At 51.4% G+C, this 21,365-nt stretch carries 10 protein-coding genes; 9 read left to right on the forward strand and 1 reads right to left on the reverse strand.

The genetic code is table 11. The features are described from left to right. Positions 1 to 11: 11 nt before the first annotated feature. From KKH67_05185 to KKH67_05215, 7 genes are all read left to right on the forward strand, one after another. Entirely contained in the window at positions 12 to 3,707 is a 3,696-nt protein-coding gene (locus tag KKH67_05185) for a hypothetical protein (protein MBU1318575.1), read from the forward strand. 272 nt (positions 3,708 to 3,979) lie between these two features. Continuing rightward, on the forward strand, positions 3,980 to 4,573 hold the full coding sequence (locus tag KKH67_05190) for a LysE family translocator (GenBank protein MBU1318576.1): 594 nt from the start codon (positions 3,980 to 3,982) through the stop codon (positions 4,571 to 4,573). A 198-nt stretch (positions 4,574 to 4,771) separates the two neighbouring features. Further along, a complete protein-coding gene (gene acnA / locus KKH67_05195) occupies positions 4,772 to 7,474 on the forward strand; it encodes an aconitate hydratase AcnA (protein MBU1318577.1) in 2,703 nt (900 codons plus the stop codon). A gap of 312 nt (positions 7,475 to 7,786) precedes the next feature. Continuing rightward, positions 7,787 to 9,319: an aldehyde dehydrogenase family protein gene (locus KKH67_05200; GenBank protein ID MBU1318578.1), complete on the forward strand. Its 1,533-nt coding sequence runs from the start codon at positions 7,787 to 7,789 to the stop codon at positions 9,317 to 9,319. Positions 9,320 to 9,477: 158 nt separating this feature from the next. Then, positions 9,478 to 10,482, forward strand: a complete 1,005-nt coding sequence (locus tag KKH67_05205; GenBank protein ID MBU1318579.1) for an asparaginase — start codon at positions 9,478 to 9,480, stop codon at positions 10,480 to 10,482. A 117-nt stretch (positions 10,483 to 10,599) separates the two neighbouring features. After that, positions 10,600 to 12,015 carry a tryptophanase gene (locus KKH67_05210; GenBank protein ID MBU1318580.1) on the forward strand — a complete coding sequence of 472 codons (1,416 nt, stop codon included), beginning with the start codon at positions 10,600 to 10,602 and terminating at the stop codon, positions 12,013 to 12,015. Between the two features lie 225 nt (positions 12,016 to 12,240). Further along, positions 12,241 to 12,714, forward strand: coding sequence for a hypothetical protein (locus KKH67_05215; GenBank protein ID MBU1318581.1), 474 nt, complete (start codon positions 12,241 to 12,243; stop codon positions 12,712 to 12,714). 413 nt (positions 12,715 to 13,127) lie between these two features. Here KKH67_05215 and KKH67_05220 read toward each other — a convergent pair whose 3' ends face one another. Further along, entirely contained in the window at positions 13,128 to 13,484 is a 357-nt protein-coding gene (locus KKH67_05220; protein ID MBU1318582.1) for a VOC family protein, read from the reverse strand. Between the two features lie 692 nt (positions 13,485 to 14,176). Between KKH67_05220 and porU the strand changes: the two genes are divergently transcribed. Continuing rightward, positions 14,177 to 18,187, forward strand: coding sequence for a type IX secretion system sortase PorU (gene porU / locus KKH67_05225; GenBank protein ID MBU1318583.1), 4,011 nt, complete (start codon positions 14,177 to 14,179; stop codon positions 18,185 to 18,187). A gap of 15 nt (positions 18,188 to 18,202) precedes the next feature. Next, positions 18,203 to 21,364 (forward strand): PorV/PorQ family protein, encoded by a 3,162-nt coding sequence (locus KKH67_05230; protein MBU1318584.1) that lies wholly within the window; start codon positions 18,203 to 18,205, stop codon positions 21,362 to 21,364. Position 21,365 lies beyond the last annotated feature (1 nt).

Raw genomic sequence — 21,365 nt, forward strand, 5'->3', positions numbered from 1 at the left:
GGTTATCCATAATGAAGAAAGTCAGCTACCTACTGGCGGCAGTTGTATTGACGGCGGCGTTCGCGTTCATTGCGATTGAACAGGCTCCGGAACAAATGCCGGATCGGGATACACCCGACTTTGCCTACTTCATGATGAAGAATGACGGCAAAGTCCCCAAAGTCAAACAACGGCCGAATGACTGGTTCTATGAACAGCGTGCATATCCGACCGGTGACATTCCGGTTGAACGACGCCTCGAGGCAGCCAGAGCTGCGCGCGAACTCAAGCAGGCCTCAAAGCGTGATGACGTCACCTGGACTCTCGCCGGACCGAATAATATCCCCGGTCGCGTTGCCGACATTGCGGTACATCCGTCTGAAGTAACCGAAGTCTATATAGCTTCTGCAGCAGGCGGCATCTTCAGGTTGCCCTCACTTGGCTGGCCATGGGAACCTCTATTTGACGATGAGGGACCTCAGTCGATGGGCGCTGTCGCCATCCATCCCGATGATCCGAATATTCTCTACGCCGGCACGGGGGAGGCCAACGGAGCTGCAGATATGTACGAGGGCACGGGCGTCTACAAGACGACCGACGCCGGTCTGACCTGGGATCATGTTGGACTGCCGAACAGCTACCACATTGGGAGAATTGCCATCGATGCCTTGCGCCCGGAAACGGTGTTTGTCGCGGTGACCGGGAAGCACTTCGGCGGCACGAATCCTGAGCGCGGTGTTTATCGATCTACAGATGGAGGAGCAAACTGGGAACAGAAGCTGTACTTGACCGATTCCACCGGTTGCATTGATATTGCAGTACACCACTCGACCGGTACCGTTTTCGCCGCAATGTGGGAAAAGGTGCGCTACGTCGACAGGACCTTTTTCGGAGGAATCACTAGCGGAATTTACAGATCGACTGATTATGGCGAAACCTGGAGCTATCTTGGAGGAGGTCTGCCGGCGCCCGCATCGGATATGGGCAGAATCGGAGTTACGGTCGATCCAATGTCGACAACTGTCTATGCCATCTATTCGAATGCCGAAGGAGAATTTCTCGGAATATACAAGAGCACGAATCTCGGTGACACATGGACTCGAACGAACGACGGCGCAGCATCGGGACTTTTTGGTTCATGGAATGGCGGTTGGTATTTCGGTCAGATTCGAGTGGCACCCGGCTACCCAGACATTGTGTATGCGCTCGGTGTCTATCAGTACAAGACATCAGACGGTGGCTACAGCTGGGTGAGTGCTGACGCGGGTATCCACGTCGATCATCATGCGCTCTGGATCTCGCCGAATGATCCGAATTGGGTTTACAATGGATGCGACGGAGGCGCCAACATTACGCCGGATGGCGCAGGGCAATGGGCTCAGCTGCTGCAATTGCCCAACACTCAGTTCTATGCGATCGCCATTGATCCGAATGCGCCATACAAGCTCTATGGCGGCACTCAGGACAACGGATCGATGAAAACTCCGGGCGGAGATGTCGGTGATTGGATTCAGATACTTGGCGGAGACGGTTTCTACTGTGTCGTGGATCACAAGAATTCGGACATTATCTACGCAGAATATCAGTATGGCAGTCTCAACAAGTCTACCGATGGGGGACAGACGTTCGGTTATGCCATGAATGGCATCGACTACGGAAATGACCGACACAACTGGAATACTCCCGTGGTGATGGACCCCAACGATCACGAAGTGCTTTATTACGGCTCCCATCGTGTGTACCGCACCGAAAATGGTGCTGCGAACTGGTCGGTGATAAGTGGAGATCTGACTGATGGCGGCGATTTGCACATAAATACAATCACTACAATTGACGTTGCGAGGACGGACGGGCAGGTGGTCTATGTCGGTACAGCCGACGGCAATGTCTGGGTCACGACCAACGGTGGGCAGAATTGGTCGCAGATCGATGGCAGCATTCCCGATAGATGGGTAACGAGGGTTACTGTTGATCCATTCGATGCAGCCGTGGCCTATGTAACTCTCTCCGGATACAAAGTAGCTGATTACCTACCTCACATTCTTCGAACAACAGACTTCGGTCAGAACTGGACAGCAATACACGGCAATCTTCCCGACATGCCAATCAACGATGTTATCGTTGATTATCACGATAACTCTCGCCTGTACATCGCTACAGACTATGGCTGTTACCGAACGCTCGACCTTGGAGGTACCTGGGAGTTTCTAGGAGACGGGATTCCATTGTCGACTCCGGTGAATGATCTTGCGTTCGATACGAAGTCACGGACGCTTGTTGCGGGTACGCATGGCAGGTCGATGCTCAAGACAGTTCTGGATTGTCCGGATGATACCGACTCTGACGGCGATGGTATCATGGATGCCTGCGATAATTGCGTTGACGATTACAATCCGGGACAGGAGGATTTCGACAATGATTTGATGGGCGATGCCTGCGACGATTGCACGGACACCGACGGTGATGGTTATGGTAATCCGGGATATCCAAATCCAGGCTGTTCCGATGACAACTGTCCTACAGTATACAATCCTGACCAGGCTGATGAGGATGGTGACGGCGCCGGTGATGTCTGTGATTACAGGCCGGTTCACTGGGATACAATTTCGACGACCTGTACGGATCTGGTAGTCTCCAATTTCGGCAATTTCGGAAGAAAGGGACTGGGCCGGGTGAATCTCGATTTCGTCGGTACGGGCGATTGTGACAACACTGCAGAAGTGTATATCTACGATGGATCTCCGGTGATAGCTTATGTCAATGACGATGACACGGTTGTGAGCTTTGCGTTATTTGGTGCTCAGACTTTGCGCCTTGTCGACAAAGACAACCCCACTGTTCCTACCGAAAACAACGGCGAATATGAAGTCTTCAAGACGGGCACATTCGTGACGAAGGATTCGACCATCGGAGTTGAGGTGGGATGGTTCGCGCCTCTCCAACCCGATTCGTGTGATTTCGTAATACAGCACCTCAGGCTGTATTCGTTCGATGGGCAGGCACACTCCGGCTTGTTGATCGGAAATGTTGTCGATTGGGATGTGCCGGGTGATGGCTATGCAGATAATTCATCCGGATACGACATGACAAAGAAGCTGGTTTATCAGCAGGGAGTCGAATGGGATTATGCCGGCTGTCAGTTTAACGACGAGCGGTTTGGCGGTCAGGCATGGCTCGGTTACTATGAATCGGGCGATCAGTCACTGAATACGACAACGCAGCCATTTGGAGCGTACATAGAGAGTAATGAAGTCTATGTTTGGCCAACTGGAGGCTTTGTTCCAGGTGAACTCTACTCCCGGATGCGACAGGGGGGATACAGTGATCTTCCATACGAGGTCGATGCTCATGCAGCAACAACATACTTCAACAACTATGATCTTGCTGCAGATGACACGCTGAACATATTCACGACATTCACCTCGGTCAAGACCGGCACTGTCTCGGACCTCATGAATAACGTCGATCAGTCGCGTGGATGGCTGATGAATCACGTGTTGGTGGACCTGATAAGCTACAAATGTGGTGATGCGAATGGCAGTGGCCAGGTGGACATTGATGATATCGTTTATTTGATTGCATACATATTCTCCGGCGGTCCGTCGCCCCAGCCGCATGTTCTAGCAGGTGATGTGGATTGCAGTGAGGATGTAGACATAGATGATGTTGTCTATATTATAGCCTATATTTTCATGGGTGGCCCTGAGCCGTGCGCGTATTGCAAGTAGCGTCACTGAGTGATCTCCTTGGACCGCCAATCATAGCGGGAGCGGCTTTTGCCGCTCCCGTTCTGCTTTGGTGTGCTGCTGTTCAATGTGCAGAATGGAACTTCACTCATATTGAAACGTTCTACGCATAATAGATGCTGGATTGAAGACGGCTGTTTGCCACATGTTACTTCTGTACTTGACGAGCACGGCTTGTCGCTGTAAACTGCGTTCTGACTTAACTGCAGGCATAGGAAAGAGACTTGATATTTGCAGCATTTATCCTGAAGGCCATGTTTCTGTCGCTCTCCGGAGTGATGGCGCCGGGACCGATAACGGCGGTCACCGTAGCGCATGGCAGCAAGTCCCCGCATGCAGGTGCCTGGATTGCAGTCGGCCACGGCATAGTCGAATTTCCCCTGATGATTCTGATATTTCTCGGTTTCGAGTATCTGCTCAAATCGAATGAGATCCGTGGAGCGATTGGTTTAGTGGGTGGCTTGTTTCTTCTATTCATTGCTTACGGGATGTTTCGCAGCGTCAAGAACGCAGATCTCGGCTCGATGTCGACATTTAGGTCGCCGGTTGCTTCCGGTGTGATACTTTCAGCAACAAGCCCGTATTTCCTGATATGGTGGGCGACAGTCGGCGCATCGTTGATAATCGCGTCAGAAGAATTCGGGCTGATCGGCTTCGTTGCGCTGGTTGCTTTTCATTGGACATGTGACCTGGTGTGGTTCTATTTCCTTTCGGCCCTCTCTTTCAGAAGCGCAAAGTTTTTCGGCGACAAATTTCAGAGAGTAGTCTTTGCTGTTTGCGGTGTATTTCTTATACTCATGGGTGGCATGTTCATAATTGACGGCGCAAAGATCATGACTTGGCTATGATCCAGATATCGCCTGCAACATTCGCTTTCAGGGGCTTGTTGAAGAAGTCTTGTGTGATACAAAATCCGTCATCGCGAGGAGCGAAGCGACGTGGCGATCTCTATGTCAATCGAGTCTATTGTGAAATGCGGAGATTGCCACGCTTCGCTCGCAATGATTTCAAAGGTTTCTCAACACGCCGGCAGGAGTGTATAACAAATGAATGATACATTCAGGTCTTATTCAATACTCAGACTCGATGACACGGAGTTCGGATTTCATAGTCTGCAGAAACTGGAGACTGCAGCTGGATGCGAATTGTCGCGGCTACCTTTTTCCATAAGGATACTCATTGAGGCTCTGCTGAGGAACTGTGATGGCAATTCGATCAGCGAAGAGAATGTGCTCGAACTGGCGAACTGGAAACCCTCTTCTCCTGTGCGCACTGAGATTGGATTCATGCCGGCACGAGTACTGCTGCAGGATTTCACTGGTGTTCCTGCTATAGTCGATCTGGCGGCGCTCAGATCTGCGATGCACCGCCTTGGAGGCGATCCAAAACGAATCAACCCGTCAATCCCGGTCGATCTTGTGATCGATCACTCTGTGCAGGTCGATAAGTACGGTTCCGATGATGCTCTTTTGTTCAATGCTGAGAGAGAGTTTGAGCGAAACAGAGAGCGTTACGAGTTTCTGCGCTGGGGGCAGGGAGCTTTCGATAACCTCAGCGTAGTGCCCCCGGCAACCGGCATCGTTCACCAGGTCAACTTAGAATACTTGGCGAAAGTAGTGCAAACGAGAGTTGTGGGTGGTCAGCGTATAATCCTGCCCGATACGCTTGTCGGCACGGATTCGCATACGACGATGATAAATGGGCTTGGAGTGCTCGCCTGGGGAGTGGGCGGCATTGAGGCTGAGGTAGTGATGCTCGGTCAGCCGATTTATATGCTTGCTCCCGATGTGATCGGATTCAAGCTGGGAGGCGCGCTGCAGGATGGGGTAACAGCTACCGATCTCGTGCTGACCGTAACCCAGATGTTGCGTGCACACGGCGTCGTCGGCAAGTTCGTCGAGTTCTATGGATCGGGCTTGAGCAGACTCACACTTGCTGATCGCGCGACGATTGCAAACATGGCTCCGGAATATGGGGCAACGGTCGGTTATTTCCCGGTCGACGCAGAGACGTTGGCGTACTTGCAAGGCACCGGCAGGGAAGAGGCATTGGTCAGCCTGGTCGAGGGATACTTCAAGGAGCAGGGGTTGTTCCGAACAGATGAGACCCCCGATCCAACATATACAGAGACACTCGAACTTGACATGAACGATGTAGAGAGCAGCGTTGCGGGTCCGAAGCGTCCGCAGGATCGTGTCGCACTCAGCGATGTCAAAAACAGCTTCCTGGAATCGCTTACTCAGCCGCAGGAGAAGCGCGGGTTTGGACTTGAAAAGAACGATCTCAATAGGGAGATTGACGTCAAAGTCGAGTCTGGCAGGTCCACGCTGCGTCATGGCTCTGTAGTTATTGCTGCGATTACGAGCTGCACGAACACTTCGAATCCGTCGGTGATGATCGGGGCGGGTTTGCTTGCGAAAAAGGCGGTGGAGAAAGGACTGAGCGTACCTCCTCACGTCAAGACCAGCTTGGCTCCCGGGTCGAAAGTGGTGGAGGCCTATCTCAGGGGATCCGGTCTGCTCCCGTATCTGGAAAAGCTCGGCTTCAATGTCGTCGGTTTCGGATGCACGACCTGCATAGGTAATAGCGGACCTCTTCCTGAGCCGGTGGCAGAGGCAGTCAGATCGGAGAAGCTTGTTGCGGCAGCAGTACTCAGTGGAAACCGAAATTTCGAGGGCCGGGTAAACCCGCTTGTCAAGGCAGCCTATCTGGCATCGCCTCCATTGGTGGTTGCCTATGCTCTGGCTGGCAGGATGGATGTCGATTTAGCGCATGAAGTATTAGGTGAAGATGATAATGGTAAGTCAATATATATGAAAGATATATGGCCGTCGCAAAAGGAGATTCGAGACACAATTGCCAAGTCTCTTAGGCCTGAGATATTTAGGGAGCAGTACGGCAGCGTGTATGATGGCAATCCGCGCTGGAATGCCGTCGAAGTCACCGGAGGAGATATATATGAGTGGGATGACCAGTCGAGCTATATTCGAGAGCCATCGTTTTTTGCCGATCTGGCTGCCGATTCAGCAGCACTTGAGGCGATCAACGATGCTCGCGTGTTAGCATTGCTTGGCGATTCGGTAACCACCGACCACATTTCTCCGGCCGGAGCGATTGCAGCCGATAGCCCGGCGGCGAGGTACCTCAATGATCGAGGAATCGAGCGGAGAGATTTCAATACATACGGTTCGCGCCGTGGCAATCATGAAGTAATGATGCGCGGTACATTCGGCAACATTCGCATCAAGAATCGGCTTCTGCCGGATTCCGAGGGGGGTGTGACAGAACATCTTCCCACCGGTGACACTATGTCGATATACGATGCAGCGATGAAGTACAAATCTAGCGGCACGCCTCTTATTGTGATTGCGGGCAAAGATTACGGTATGGGGTCATCGCGTGATTGGGCTGCGAAAGGGACCTTCCTGCTTGGTGTGAAGGCAGTCGTATTCGAAAGCATCGAACGAATTCATCGAAGCAATCTGATCGGCATGGGAGTGCTGCCGCTGCAGTTCATGGTTGGCGAGAATGCCGCTACTCTCGGACTGACCGGCCGGGAGACATATACAATCGAATGCATAGATGATAAGCTCGCTCCCGGGCAGAGTCTTGCTGTGATCGCTAAAAGCGAATTCGGAGACACTGTGACATTTGACGTGACTGTCAGAATCGACACTCATGTAGAGCTTGATTACTACAAGAACGGCGGCATCCTGCAGTTAGTATTGAGGCGAATGCTGAGGTCTTGACGTAGGGCAGCGATCCGTAGCGTAGCGGATTGATCCTGCCTGATTCTTCGTTTCGGCTTTCGAGGGCATTTGTCAGGATCTGCTCACTGATGTTCGCACCTGCTCTTCGCTCCGCTCGATCAGGCAAGGATCGCTGACCTACCATATTCAACGGAATGACATGTCGCATTTCCCGTTTCCGCTTGACTCTTTGGCGATCTTAGCTTACAATCGGGGCGGCGTTCGTGCGCTCTGCGACGATGTGTGTATGAAGCGCGTGTATGCGATCATCGGAGACGGACTTTCAAATTCCTGTCTTACGGAGGTAAGAGAATGAAAATAGATAATCTCGAAGGGATTCTCAAAGACCTTGGTCTTGAAGGGACCAATCTCGGTGCGAGCGACGGTGTCGACTGGTTCGGCAACGGCACGGAGAATGTCAGCATTTCACCGATCAACGGCCAGGTGATCGCCCGAGTCAAACAGGCAAACGCCGATGATTACGATAGACTCGTGAAAGCTGGCCTCGCTGCGTTCAAAGTGTGGCGCGAAGTTCCGGCGCCGAAACGTGGCGATATCGTACGGCAGCTCGGCGTCGCATTGCGCGAAAAGAAAGATGCACTGGGAACGCTCGTCACGATCGAAATGGGCAAGTCGATTCAGGAGGGTAAGGGCGAAGTCCAGGAGATGATCGACATCTGTGATTATGCCTGCGGCCAGTCTAGAATGCTCTACGGTGTGCAGACTCACAGCGAGAGAGCGTACCACCGCATGTATGAGCAGTGGCATCCACTCGGAATAGTTGGCATAATCAGCGCGTTCAATTTCCCTGTCGCGGTATGGTCATGGAACCTCGCAATAGCGCTCGTGTGCGGCGATGTCTGCCTCTGGAAACCGGCATCACCCGCACCGCTGACAGCAATCGCGTGCCAGAAGATATTCGAAAAAGTCCTCAAAGCGAACAAGCTCCCCGCTGGGATATCATCGCTTGTAATCGGCAAAGGCTCCGACGTCGGCGAGTTGCTGCTCAATGATTCACGCATTCCGCTAATCAGCTATACAGGCTCGACGCGCATCGGCAAGCGCATTGCAGAGGTTGTCTCGTCAAGATTCGGAAAGACGATCCTCGAGCTGGGTGGCAACAACGCACTGATCGTCACCCAGAGTGCCGATCTCGAGCTGGCAGCGAAGGCTGTATTATTTGGTGCGGTCGGAACCGCCGGTCAGCGCTGTACATCGACACGCCGTGTGATTATCGAATCATCGATTTATGACAAGTTCATGGCGCTTCTCGAGAAATACTACGGCAAGCTGACGTACGGCAATCCGATCGATCAGTCGAATCTGGTTGGGCCGATGGTCGACACCGGCGCGGTTGATACATACCTCAAAGCTATTGAGACGGTCAAGAAGCAGGGGGGCAAGATTCTCTGGGGTGGCGAGAAGCTTGACTATGAAGGTGACTGCTATGTGAAACCGGCTGTCGCGCTGGTCGAGAACAGCATGGAGATCGTGCAAGATGAGACATTTGCTCCGCTGCTTTATGTCATCAAATATGAAGGCGGTGTGATGAATGCGATCGCCCTCCAGAATGATGTTCCGCAGGGGCTGAGCTCATCAATCTTCACGAACAATCTGATTGAATCGGAGAAGTTCCTGTCATGCTTCGGTTCTGACTGTGGAATCGCGAATGTGAATGTCGGAACATCCGGCGCCGAAATCGGCCTCGCATTCGGTGGCGAGAAAGAGACCGGTGGTGGGAGAGAATCTGGAAGCGATGCCTGGAAGGGCTACATGAGACGTCAGTCCAACACGATCAACTGGTCGGGCGGAATGGAACTGGCCCAGGGCATTGAATTCGATTGATTTTTCGTGCATAATCTGAGAATACCAAGCGCAGGGCAGTAAGTCCTGCGCTTAATGTTTTGGTTTAAGTTCCGCCTGTAAAGCTCTAAGAAGAAGAACGTTGCTGTTGTCATTCTTTGCCCTTGCTTTTGGCTATGCATTAGTTAGATTATTGCGTTATGGAACCGCTCGCATACACAACACGGGGTAACGGAGTTGAATCGGTTCACTATGGTTCAATAGCCGTTACAGACAATCATGGCAGACTGCTCTACTATGCGGGTGATCCTGAATGGAATACGTTCACTCGCTCGTCTGCTAAACTGATTCAAGCGATACCGGTCTTCGAGTCGGGGGCCGTCGACAAATTCGGTTTCACAATCTCCGGTCAGGCAATCATGTGCGGATCGCACAATGGATCGCCGCGTCATGCCGCTCAGACGAAGGAGAATCTCGATAAGATAGGCATTGACGAATCGTATCTCAAGTGTGGCGTGCATCCGCCATCTGAATATAAAGTGAAAGACATCCTCCCTCGCAGCGATGAGGTGTTTTCTCCTCTCCAGCACAATTGCTCCGGCAAGCATTCGGGGCAGATCGCACTCGCGATTCAAATGGGCTGCGATCCGGCGAGGTATCTCGAATTCGATTATGATGTGCAGCAGCGCGTGTTCGAGGCGGTCTGCCAGGTTTATGAGATGAATCCCGGCGATGTGAAGATCGGAACCGATGGCTGCTCGCTTCCAAATTTCGGAATGCCTCTGAAGAATATGGCGATTGCTTTCGCGAATATCATTACCGGCAGGACGAGCGTCACAGGTCGTGAGAAAGTGTTCGAGAGGATAGTCACTGCAATTCAAGCTGATCCGTTTATGGTATCCGGCGACAAGAGGTTCGATCTTGCGCTCATGCAGGCGCTGCCGGGCAAGATTATCTGCAAAGTCGGAGGCGAAGCGGTCGAATGTGTCGGCATCGCGGAGAAAGGTTGGGGATTGGCGGCGAAGATTTCTGACGGAAATGTTCGAGCACTTTATCCGGTAGTTGTGGAGGCTTTGCGCAAGCTCGAAATTCTGCCGGATGACCGGCTGCAGCATGTTGGTGATTTCGTTCGAACGAAGTTGTACAATTATAGAGATATTCATTACGGAGATGTGGTACCGTCGTTTGAGTTGAAGAAGGGTTGACCACGCGAAGAGGATCTCGTTAATGCGACCTGTAGTGGAGAAGATCAAAGACGTTCCGTAAACACTCCCGCAGTTATCGATCTGATGATTGTGAACGCATTACTGTGGGAGAATGTCATGAACAGCGAGTTTGATTTTCCGGTAGAACCGTACCGTATAAAGGTCATCGAGCCGATTCGCCTGTTACCTCGCGATAAGAGGGAAGAGGTGATCCGGCAGGCATCGTTCAATATCTTCAACATAGCTGCCAGGGACGTTTTCATCGACTTGCTCACCGATTCCGGCACGTCAGCTATGTCCGACGATCAATGGGCTGGAATGATGAAGGGGGATGAATCGTACGCAGGCTGTAATAATTATTACCACTTTGTCGAGTCGATTCAGGATATCTTCGGATTCAAGCATGTCATGCCGGTGCATCAGGGAAGGGTGGCGGAGAACCTCCTGTTCTCGGTGACTCTGAAAGACGGCGACTTTGTCCCCAACAACACTCACTTCGATACAACTCGTGCCAACACCATGCACAAGGGGGGAAAGCCGGTCGATCTCATCATAAAAGAGGGGAAAGATCCAAGTAGTTTGCATCCATTCAAAGGCAATATGGATATCGCCGCTCTCGAAGACTTCATAATCGAGAAAGGCAAGGAAAAGATTCCTCTTATCATTATGACGATCACTAATAATACAGCCGCCGGGCAGCCGGTCTCGATGGATAACATCCGCAAAACAAGTGATATCTGTAAGAAGTACAGTATCCCGTTCTTCTTCGATGCCGCGCGTTTTGCCGAAAACTGTTGGTTTATCAAGCATAGGGAAGAGGGATATCGCGATCGTGAGCCGATAGAGATTGCCCGCGAGATGTTCTCGTATGCCGATGGCTGCGTGATGTCTGCAAAGAAAGATGGTCTTGTCAACATGGGCGGTTTCATCGCGCTCAACGATGATGAACTGGAGCAGAAAATCACGAAACTGATGATCCTGATCGAAGGATTCAGGACATACGGCGGGCTTGCCGGGCGTGATCTCGAAGCTGTGGCAAGAGGTTTGCGTGAATCTCTTGATCCTAACTATCTTGACTTTCGTACGGCGCAGGTGAAGTTTCTTGGCGATCGTCTTGTCGAGAAGGGAGTCCCGATCATTCAGCCCCCCGGAGGGCATGCGATATTTGTCGATGCGGGGGCGATGTTCCCGCATATACCTGCGTCGGATTATCCGGGGCAAACGCTCACCGTTGCGCTCTATCGTGAGGGGGGTATCAGAGGTGTCGAAATCGGTGGTCTGATGTTTGCCGAAAAAGATCCCGTGACGGGCGAGGAGATCAATCCCCCGCTCGAACTTGTGAGGCTCGCGATTCCACGAAGAGTCTATACGAATTCTCATCTTGATTATGTCGCACACGTCTGCGGCAAGATTGATTCATACAAAGAGAAGCTTCACGGATTCGAGATTGTCTACCAGACGAAATACCTGCGGCACTTCACGATGAAGTTGAAGGAGAAGAATTCGAGCTCGACTGTTGATGTGAAATCGTAGGTCAGCATCCTTGCGATGCTGACAACGCGTGGCCGCGATCTCTGATCGCGGTTCGACGAAGTCGAACGAAGCAGGTAGGCTTTTCGTCAGGAATGGATTCCTGACGACTTTGGAGAATAGGCAAAACCACTTCGTTGCGCTCTGCGCAACTCCGGGATTTTGCCCTACGAGAACCGTCAGAGAGAATGAAGTTGCCTTTCTATAGGCAAAGAAAGGAGAGTTCAGATGGATAAGTACGATACTTTGCTTCTGGACTGGGCAGATTCCTCGAAGATTGATGAAGCGGAGTGCGGAAAGGTTGTCCAGGTATTCGGTTCTTGGATTGTCACAGAGGAAGGTCTAGTGTATGGAGGATCTCCTCATGTAGAGTACTTCATCGAAGCTTCGAGGCTTTGGGAAGTCAGGCCCCGTACAAGACAGTGGGATTGGTTGCTTCACATGGACGAAAAAGCGTGGATGAGTGATGCCGACGTATATTGCTTAAACACGGCATTCTTCTTTGCGTTGGACTTCTTCAGGGCCAAACAGCCAAGAGATTTTCAAGGTGCTGATACAGTCGGTACACTGTCTCTACAAGCCATCGGTTTGCTTAACCGAAGGCCTGGTGCTGGTGGTGAGATTGGTAAGAAGCTGGATAATGCAGTCAAGAGATTGTCGAGCTACGAGCGTGACGACGATAAGGAACCACGGGAAAGATAGCCTGTGACATGGTGAATCACTGGTGCACGTGGCCGCGATCTCTGATCGCGGTTCGACGAAGTCGAACGAAGCAGGTAGGCAAAACCGCTGCGTCACATTTTATGTGACTCCGGGATTTTGCCCTACAGTTTCCAGATTCCATTTTTCAACGGAATGACACCGCCCGCGGCGGCGTAACCGGTATGAGCGTGGCCGCGATCTCTGATCGCGGTTCGACGAAGTCGAACGAAGTAGATAGATTTCCGTCAGTAAGGGATTCCTGACGGCTCTGTGGCATTGGCAAAACCACTTCGTCACGCTCCGCGTGACTGGGGATTTTTTGCCCTACACTTGCTCGTCAGGATGGTGCTTTTCCGTCAGGAAAGGATTCCTGACGGCGCAACACACGGCGCATGAGGATCCGCATCGTACGATTATTTCTTCAGCGCCTCGAACAGACCGATGCTGTTGCCATCGAGATCAGTGAATAAACCATACCATCCGTGACCCGGAATTTCGGTCTTTGCTTTGACCAAAGTTGCGCCGAGCGAGACAGCTTTCTTGAGATAGGCAGTGCAGTCATCAACCTGGAAATACATATTGATATTGTCGCCAAGCTTGATATCGTCTGACTTGCCGAGCGCACCGCCAGGTTCCTGACCGGTGTTCACGAAAAGATAATCATCTCCCATGTCGTGAGTGATCTTCCACCCGAACAGGTCAGTGTAGAATTTCTCCGCCTTGGCGGGATCTTTTGTCGAGATCTCGAAATGACAAAGAGTGCCAGCCATGATTCCTCCTATAAACATATCCTCGGTTCGTCGTCAATTCACTATGGACCTGATGTTTGTTGGAACGTCTCGATCACGGTTGCGTTCCTGATCAGGGCAAAATCGAAATACCGCACTAAATGATTCAAGATTGTTGTCTATATATAATAGATGTCCCCGGCGAGTCAATCATATTTGGGTCGAAATCGAATCGAGTAGCTCAATCTATGCCGCAACGTGAATTCGTTTGCACTTTCCCGGAACTTCGCGTTCTATATTTCAGTATCAATAGCGTGCTGTGGCTGGTGCACCGGCGCTCACATCGAAGAATTGCCTTAACCTAATAGCGTAACTCGCTGTGCAGCAACACCTCCACGCGTGTGCATATTTTGCACAATCTTCTGGCAGACGAATTGCAAACAATGAGCTACGTTGCGCCGCATTCTGAGCGTACTTGGTGTGAAACCATTGGGACATAAGGGTTGTTAAATCGATGGAAAAACCTTGACACCGGAGCTAAGTTAGTCTAACTTGTTGTCGAATCGAAAGTAGAGGAGCCACTATAAGACATTGTTAAAGGGTTAAATTGAATTGCTTTTCTTGAGGATGATGACTTTTTGTGTCTTTCGAACCCTTTGACTGTCGAGGCGGCTTAATGAGCCGGATGCCAGCAATTCCGGTTTTTTTTGTTGTCCTTTGAAATGGAAGCGTTAGTGGCGAAACGATCGTCGACAAAATCAGTCATTGCAGCTCTTTTCTGTCTTGGTATCGCGGCAACAATATCGTCCGCCGCGCCTCTATATGGACATAGCGACTACCCGGACATTTCCGTCCTGTCTCTTTCCTCCGATGACATAGTCTTCACATACCGACCCGAGCAGTCGAACTGGACTGTGGATCTCGGTAATGGCTCGAAGCTCTTCGATATTCCGAGGTGTGCCTATAACGAGAAGATTGGTGAGGCGCGCGTGCCGATCCGAGTTGTTCTCATAGGACTTCCGCCATCCGGCATGCCCGATATCTCTGTGCTGAGTTCGAGATTCGCAAGCATCGAACCAGGCGCAGTCTCTGTCAATCGCCCCCTGGAGACTTCATTCTATGACAATGCAAGATTTCAAAAGGCAAAGGCCTATGCGTCCTACCCGGTAGTTTCGTTTGGCAGGCCATATTTCATCAGGGATCAACGGGTGATCGAGCTTCATATTGATCCGGTTCAGTTAGTCGGCAGCAACACTATTTCGACCGTTGCCGAGGAGATCACTATACGCTTGACGTTCAATCAGGCACCAACCACGAACATGATGCCATCAGGTGACCAGAGATTCGAGAAAATATTCAGAGCGTCGCTTCTCAACTACGAGCAAGCCAGATCCTGGCGCGTGAGAGATGTCTCCGGCATTTCTCTATCAGGCGAATCAGAGATCAGTCCGTTTTCCCAGTCGAGCGATTGGATCAAGATCGGCGTCACACAGTCAGCGATCTACGGGATCACGCCAGCACAGCTCTCCGACCTCGGTGTCAATGTTGGCAATGTAGACCCTCGCACATTCCGCGTGTTTTGGGATGGTGGAAGGAATCTATCGAAAGACAATTCCGACCCGAGACCTCAGTACCGCGAGATTGCCATTGAGGTCACGGGTGATGAAGACGCAAGTTTCGATGGCGACGACCGCGTCATATTCTACATGCATGGCGCTGATTTTGTAGACATTGACAGTAGCGCGATCACGCCTCATGGGGTGAGAAATCCGTACACGACAGAAAACTTCGCATGGTTGACCTACGGCGGAACTTTCTCTGACGATCCGCGTCGCATGAGCGATGTCTCGGTTACGCCTCAGGCCGCAGCACCGGTGTTTCACGATCAATTCAATCAGTTCATTCGATTCGAAGAGGATAGGCTACTGGAGATCGGTTCCGAAGGCCACATCTTTGATTACTTTACATGGTATTGGCACGATGAGGGAGACTACACAATCTCAATCCAGCTCGACGATCTCATCCCGTTTCAGGTATGCTCTCTGCTTGTCAGATCAGAAGATAATCCGGATGCCGGTGGCCTTGCCATCGACATCAATGGCGTGTGGCATGTCCCTGACGCGTACCCCGGACATGACAAGAAGTTCTTTGTGAATGATGGTGCCAGCGTGCTGAAGAACGGATTGAACAACCTAGTTTTCCACCAACAGCGTTATGGATTCACTCCGCTGCTCGACAACTTTGATTTGACATATCCACGAACTCTCAAGTATTCAGCCGGCACTTCAGATTTCTATACGTACAATTCGCCGGGCACACATAGATATTCACTCGACTTCGGTTCCACCGAGACGGGCAGCGCAGTGTTGCTGCATGTAACCGACCTCGACAACCAGGCCTTTCTGACTGGAAGTGATTTTTCGGCAGGGAAGATGACGTTTGACTGGGTGTCTTCAATTCCCGGCTTCGATAGATTCGCGCTTGCCACTATATCTCAATTGAGATCGCCGTCATCCCTGAGGCGCGTGACGCCAACCGACCTGAGCAATCCGCCCACAGGTGACCTCGTCGTTATTGCGCCGGAGAGTTTTCGATCCGGAGTGACAGAGTACAAGTCATACAGAAAGCAGCAGGGCTATTCCATCGATTTTGTTCCACTCGACGACATTTACGCCAATTTCTCCGGAGGCAGGATTGATCCCGTCGCCATAAGAGATTTTCTGAAATACTGTTTCGAAAGTTCTTTCACCCCACTGGGCGGAGCACTTCTGGTTGGCGACGGGCACTATGATTTCAGAAACAACCTCGGCAGAAATGTCGGTAATTTCGTGCCACCGTATGTCGTCGATGGGGATGAGACTGTATCTGACGAGAATTTCGTTAACTTCGCTGCTAAGGGCGTTCTCGATTCGGATTCGTCGTATGGTGCGGATCGCGGAGTCGATATGATTGTGGCGCGATGGCCTGTCAGATCCAGTTCAGAGGTCTCTGCGTACGTGACAAAACTGAAGGAGTATGAAAGCAGTTCCAACTACGGCCCTTGGAGAAACGTCCTGACTCTGGTCGCAGACGATGAGTTCAAGAGCAAACACAGCAAAGTCACCGAATCTGTTCACACTCAGCAGAGTGAGATTCTTGCGAGTGAACATATTCCACCGAGTGCGGAGGTTCAGAAGATATATATGACCGATTACCCGTTCGACTCCTTCAATCAGAAGCCGAGAGCGAGAGCCAGGGTGATTCAGGCGATAAATGACGGCACAGTGATGATTAATTACATCGGACATGGAAACCCTGATCTGTGGGCTGACGAGAGGGTGTTCTATTGGAAAGAAGATCTCTTCAAACTCACGAACAGGGACAAACTAGCAGTGATCTTCAACGGGTCATGCTCAATCGGCCAGTTTGATTCCCCGCTGCGCGAGGCGATGGCCGAAGAGCTTTTTCGTTACAATGACGGCGGCGCGATTGCCACGGTTGCTGCAACAAGGCTTGTCTTTTCGGATCCTAACGCGAAGTTTGCGTACAAAGCATACGACCTGCTCCTAGGTCCTGAAGAATATACCATTTGTGAGGCGGTATATGTCGCCAAGTTGCTCAGACAGCTCCCGTCCGGCTATCCGATTGACAATGACAGGAAATTTGTTGTGTTCGGAGATCCCCTGATGAACTTCGGCGTTCCGCAGAACGAGATCGTAATAAGCTCGCTTGAACCGCAGACATTGACCGCTCTGGCATTGACATCTGTCAGTGGATATGTTGCAAATACTGACGGCTTAGTTGATGAGGGATTCAGTGGTGACGTTTACATTTCTGTTTTTGACGCAGAAAGAGAGAAGGAAAACAAGCTGACCGACGACTTCACGCTGGAATACAGACTACCCGGCCCCAGGATATTTCGGGGCAAGGGCACTGTAACCGGCGGCAGGTTTGAGATGCAGTTCGTGGTGCCTAAAGATATTTCGTACGGCGAGAGCTCGGCAGGAATTCGTGCATACGCTGTTAGTCAGACGAGTCAGGCTTCGGGTGGTTTCGATTCCATTTCGATTTCCGGATCGAACCCAGCAATAACCGACACGCTGGGCCCGCAGATAGAGGTGGAACTGGCGAACGGCAGTCCCCTTGAAGGTGGGGTTGTAAAGGTTGATCAGTTGCTGGAGATCAATCTTTTTGATAGTTCGGGGATGAACCTCTCGGGAGAAGTAGGGCATGGAATCGAGGTCACTTTCGATGATGATCCACTTAATGATATGGACTTGACGGAGAGTTTTGCGTATCATCCCGGGAGCTATCAGTCTGGGTCGGTGGAATTTCGCATGCCGGATCTGCCGCAGGGTTCTCACACTCTGAAGGTAAAGGCCTGGGATTCTGCCAACAACTCAAACTTGGAGACTTACAACATCGCTATAGGAGAGGTGGAAGCACTGGTCGTTTCGGGAGTCTCCAACTACCCGAACCCGGCGACAGACACGACTCGATTCTCATATCATTTGTCAGAGCCTGTTTCCTCTGTTCGAATCGATGTGTATTCACTTCGGGGCAGGCTGATCAAAACGCTTTCGACGCAACCGGGAAATGCCGGCTACAATCTGTCGTCGATCTGGAATATGACAGACGGCGTCGGGGATCGACTGTCAAATGGTGTCTATATTTACAAAATTACTGCCTCAGGAAGGCTCACATTTGCTTCGCAGGGGGAGAGTAACGCTTCAGAAGGCTTCGGGAAACTCGTTATCCTTAGATAGAATTCAGGAGGACTTATGCGCAGACTTTTCTTAATCACCCTTCTTGCTATGGCGGCGCTCGCAGGCGCCGGGCACGATGCGATCGCCGGAGTCTCCGATGCGGGTGTGCTGTTCCTGAGAATAGCGGCAGGTGCGCGCGCTGCGGGCATGGGCGAAGCATTTGTGGCCGTCGCTGATGATGCTACCGCTACTCACTGGAACCCGGCCGGTCTCGGCAGTTATCCGCTCACGAGTGATTTCCATCAGATCAGCATCAGAGATGACCGGATTATGCGGGAGAGGGCAGTGCAGGTGCTGAAAGGCGAGGTAGAAGAGGACTATTCCGAGACGATAGGTCAGTTTCTCTTCCGAAAGGATGGCATAGTCCGCATTGGGGAATCCGGCAAAGAAAGCTTTCTGGAATTCGATGTCGATACGGAGATTCCTGTTGTGCAGTTCATCGCATCGAATGCTAGGCTGGAAGATCGCGATCTGCTCAAGATGGGCGTTCGCGCGATCGCTTCCGAGAATACAGGCGTGACGTTTGACCGGATCGATGGTCAGCGAGCAAGGCTGCTGGGTCTCCTCGACGAGAATCAGACCAGGGAGGTCAACGGACTCTTCGAGACAATCGTTGCCGATTGGCAGAATCTGAGGATTGTTCCGGAATCGGTTACCTTCCTTGAGGAGAAGTTGAATTTTGTTTTGGAAGATGGCGTCATGTCGCCGGATGAATATTCCGAAGTCGTAGAGACTCTTGCCAAGACTTCGAAAACGTACAGGCCAGGCAAAGTCAAAGTTCCTTACGAGGTTCTAATCGCACTCTGGAAGGATTACTCGCTGCCCTGGGAGACTCAGATTCTCGATATGGCTCTGCTCAAGAACGACATCCCTTCGGACAACTATAGCCGGTATGATATCTGGGCTCTCGTGCCGGGCGGTCTGACTAAATGGAATGGAGCAGATGCCTGGAACTCTTCTTTGGCTGTCTATCCTAATAAAGCTGACTATGTCACTGATCTCATCTCAAGTTATGCTGACGAGGCTGACGAGGCACGGCTAAATGCGCTCAGGCAGCAGGTCGCGGCTCTCAATTATGGTATCACCAAGGATCGGATCGAGGACATAATCGAGAAGATTCGGTCAGCCTTTGCCGCCTCGAGTGATGCCATTCTGACAGATGTTTTCGAGACTGACTTGAATGATGTCCTGATTTGGTACGACGAGATGAATCTCGATCCTGATCTATTCACGCGATTTGTTCAGGACTATGACAATGCAATCGCTGATGATGACCTGACCTCTGCAGAACTGAGCAAACTCGAGTTCTCACTTCACAAGTCTCACTCCGGTCGGATACCGAGAGTCATCTACCTGCCGTATGCACTGCCATTCACAGCCGATCCGACATGCATCGCAGCGACCGATAAGCTGTTGTGGGTAGGGACTGATGATGGTCTCTTTCTGTTCAATGGCAGAGCGTGGCAGCGGTACACGATCGAGGATGGCCTGCCATCCACTAAGATCAACGCGCTTTCAGTATTCGATAAGAATAGACTTTGGGTGGCCACGGGAAGGGGAGTAGCCTACTACTATAGAGGAACATGGTCGTTCTATGCCTCAGAGACGGGCCTTGAAGATATCGAATTCACGAGCATCTACGGATACTCTCGTGATAAGGCATGGGCCGCTGCAGGCAACAGATTGTTCTTTTTCAACGGAGACACCTGGCGATCAGACTATCAGTACACGGCGGTGGTCAATGATTCCCTGATTCGTATGGTCCGCGAGTTTAGTGGTGTGTATGACAATGACTACATCAGACAGAAGGCTGCGGAGATCAAGACCAAGAATAATCTCGCCAGTGACTACCCCGAACCTGGCACTGAGATCGCAATACCGTTCGAGACAGCATTCCGCCACCCGATCACATCGATGGTCTATGACCACGAGCATTCGCGCCTCTGGGTCGGGACCACACATGGCCTCAAAATTTTCGGCGACGGCAGATTCAAAGTGTTTGGCTACAAAGCGTACACAGCTCAGAAGGATATGACCGTTCTCGAAGTAGCGAAGGATTATCTTATGGAGTCCGGATCGGGCAAGGCCGAGCAACTTGCAACTCTGATCAAGTCGTACAACTACATCGATGGCGACAATATCTCGGCAGGACAGACGGTATATGTGTACGCCAATCCGCTCGGAAGCTACATCAATTCGATCGGTATTTCCAGCGGTAACATTTTCGTCGGAACCAATTTCGGCACAATTCGCCACTCGGGGGAGAAATTCTCCCGTTACTATCACAATAATCTTGAGCGTGAGAAAACAGTCAGGATCTACGAGGCGGGCGGTGATATGTGGTTTGCCACCCCACAGCATGTTGTTGTCTATGCTGCCGCCAAGAAAGAGATCACCCTCATGCATGCGAACTATGCGCCCGAGTTGGCGTCGGATCTCTACTATGAGTATCTGTCGTACGTGCAGAGCCTTGGAGACGACTGGGGCACGATCGGTGTCAACGCGACATTCATGTCCTATGGCGCAATACCGCGAACACTCGAAGCAAACTCCGCAGTAGTGGATACGTTCCATGCTTTTGACGGCGCGTTGTCACTGACTTACGGTGCGAATGTGTCGCAGGGGCTGTCAGTAGGAATCTCGGCTAAGATCATCTACTCGAAATTGTCTGATCAGGGCTCGGGAGCTGAGATTGGATCGGGAACTGCTACAGCATTTGCTGTCGATGCCGGAATTCTGTACCGCACACCGATTCCGAAACTGACGCTCGGTGCGGCGCTGACGAATCTTGGCCCCAACATCGCATACATCGACGCAGCGCAATCCGACCCGCTTCCTCGCAATCTGGCGGTTGGACTTGCATACGATCTGCTCAGGAATCCATACAACAAGTTGACGCTCATCGGAGAGGTCAACAAGAGGATTACTGACCTCAACGACGGCTTTTCAGAAGAGCTCAAAGAAGCGATTCAGAATGTAGGATTTGAGTATTGGTACGGGTCGTTCATTGCGCTCAGAGCCGGATACAAGAACGATGATGTCGGGTCGATCAACTACTTCACTGTTGGCGCAGGGTTGCAGTTCAGACAGCTTCGATTCGACTTCGCCTATATCCCATCATCGGAGACTGTGCCTCTTGCAAACACGTTGAGAATATCGCTGACGGGTAGGTTGTAGT

The sequence above is a fragment of the Candidatus Zixiibacteriota bacterium genome, from assembly GCA_018820315.1.
GTDB lineage: Bacteria > Zixibacteria > MSB-5A5 > JAABVY01 > JAHJOQ01 > JAHJOQ01.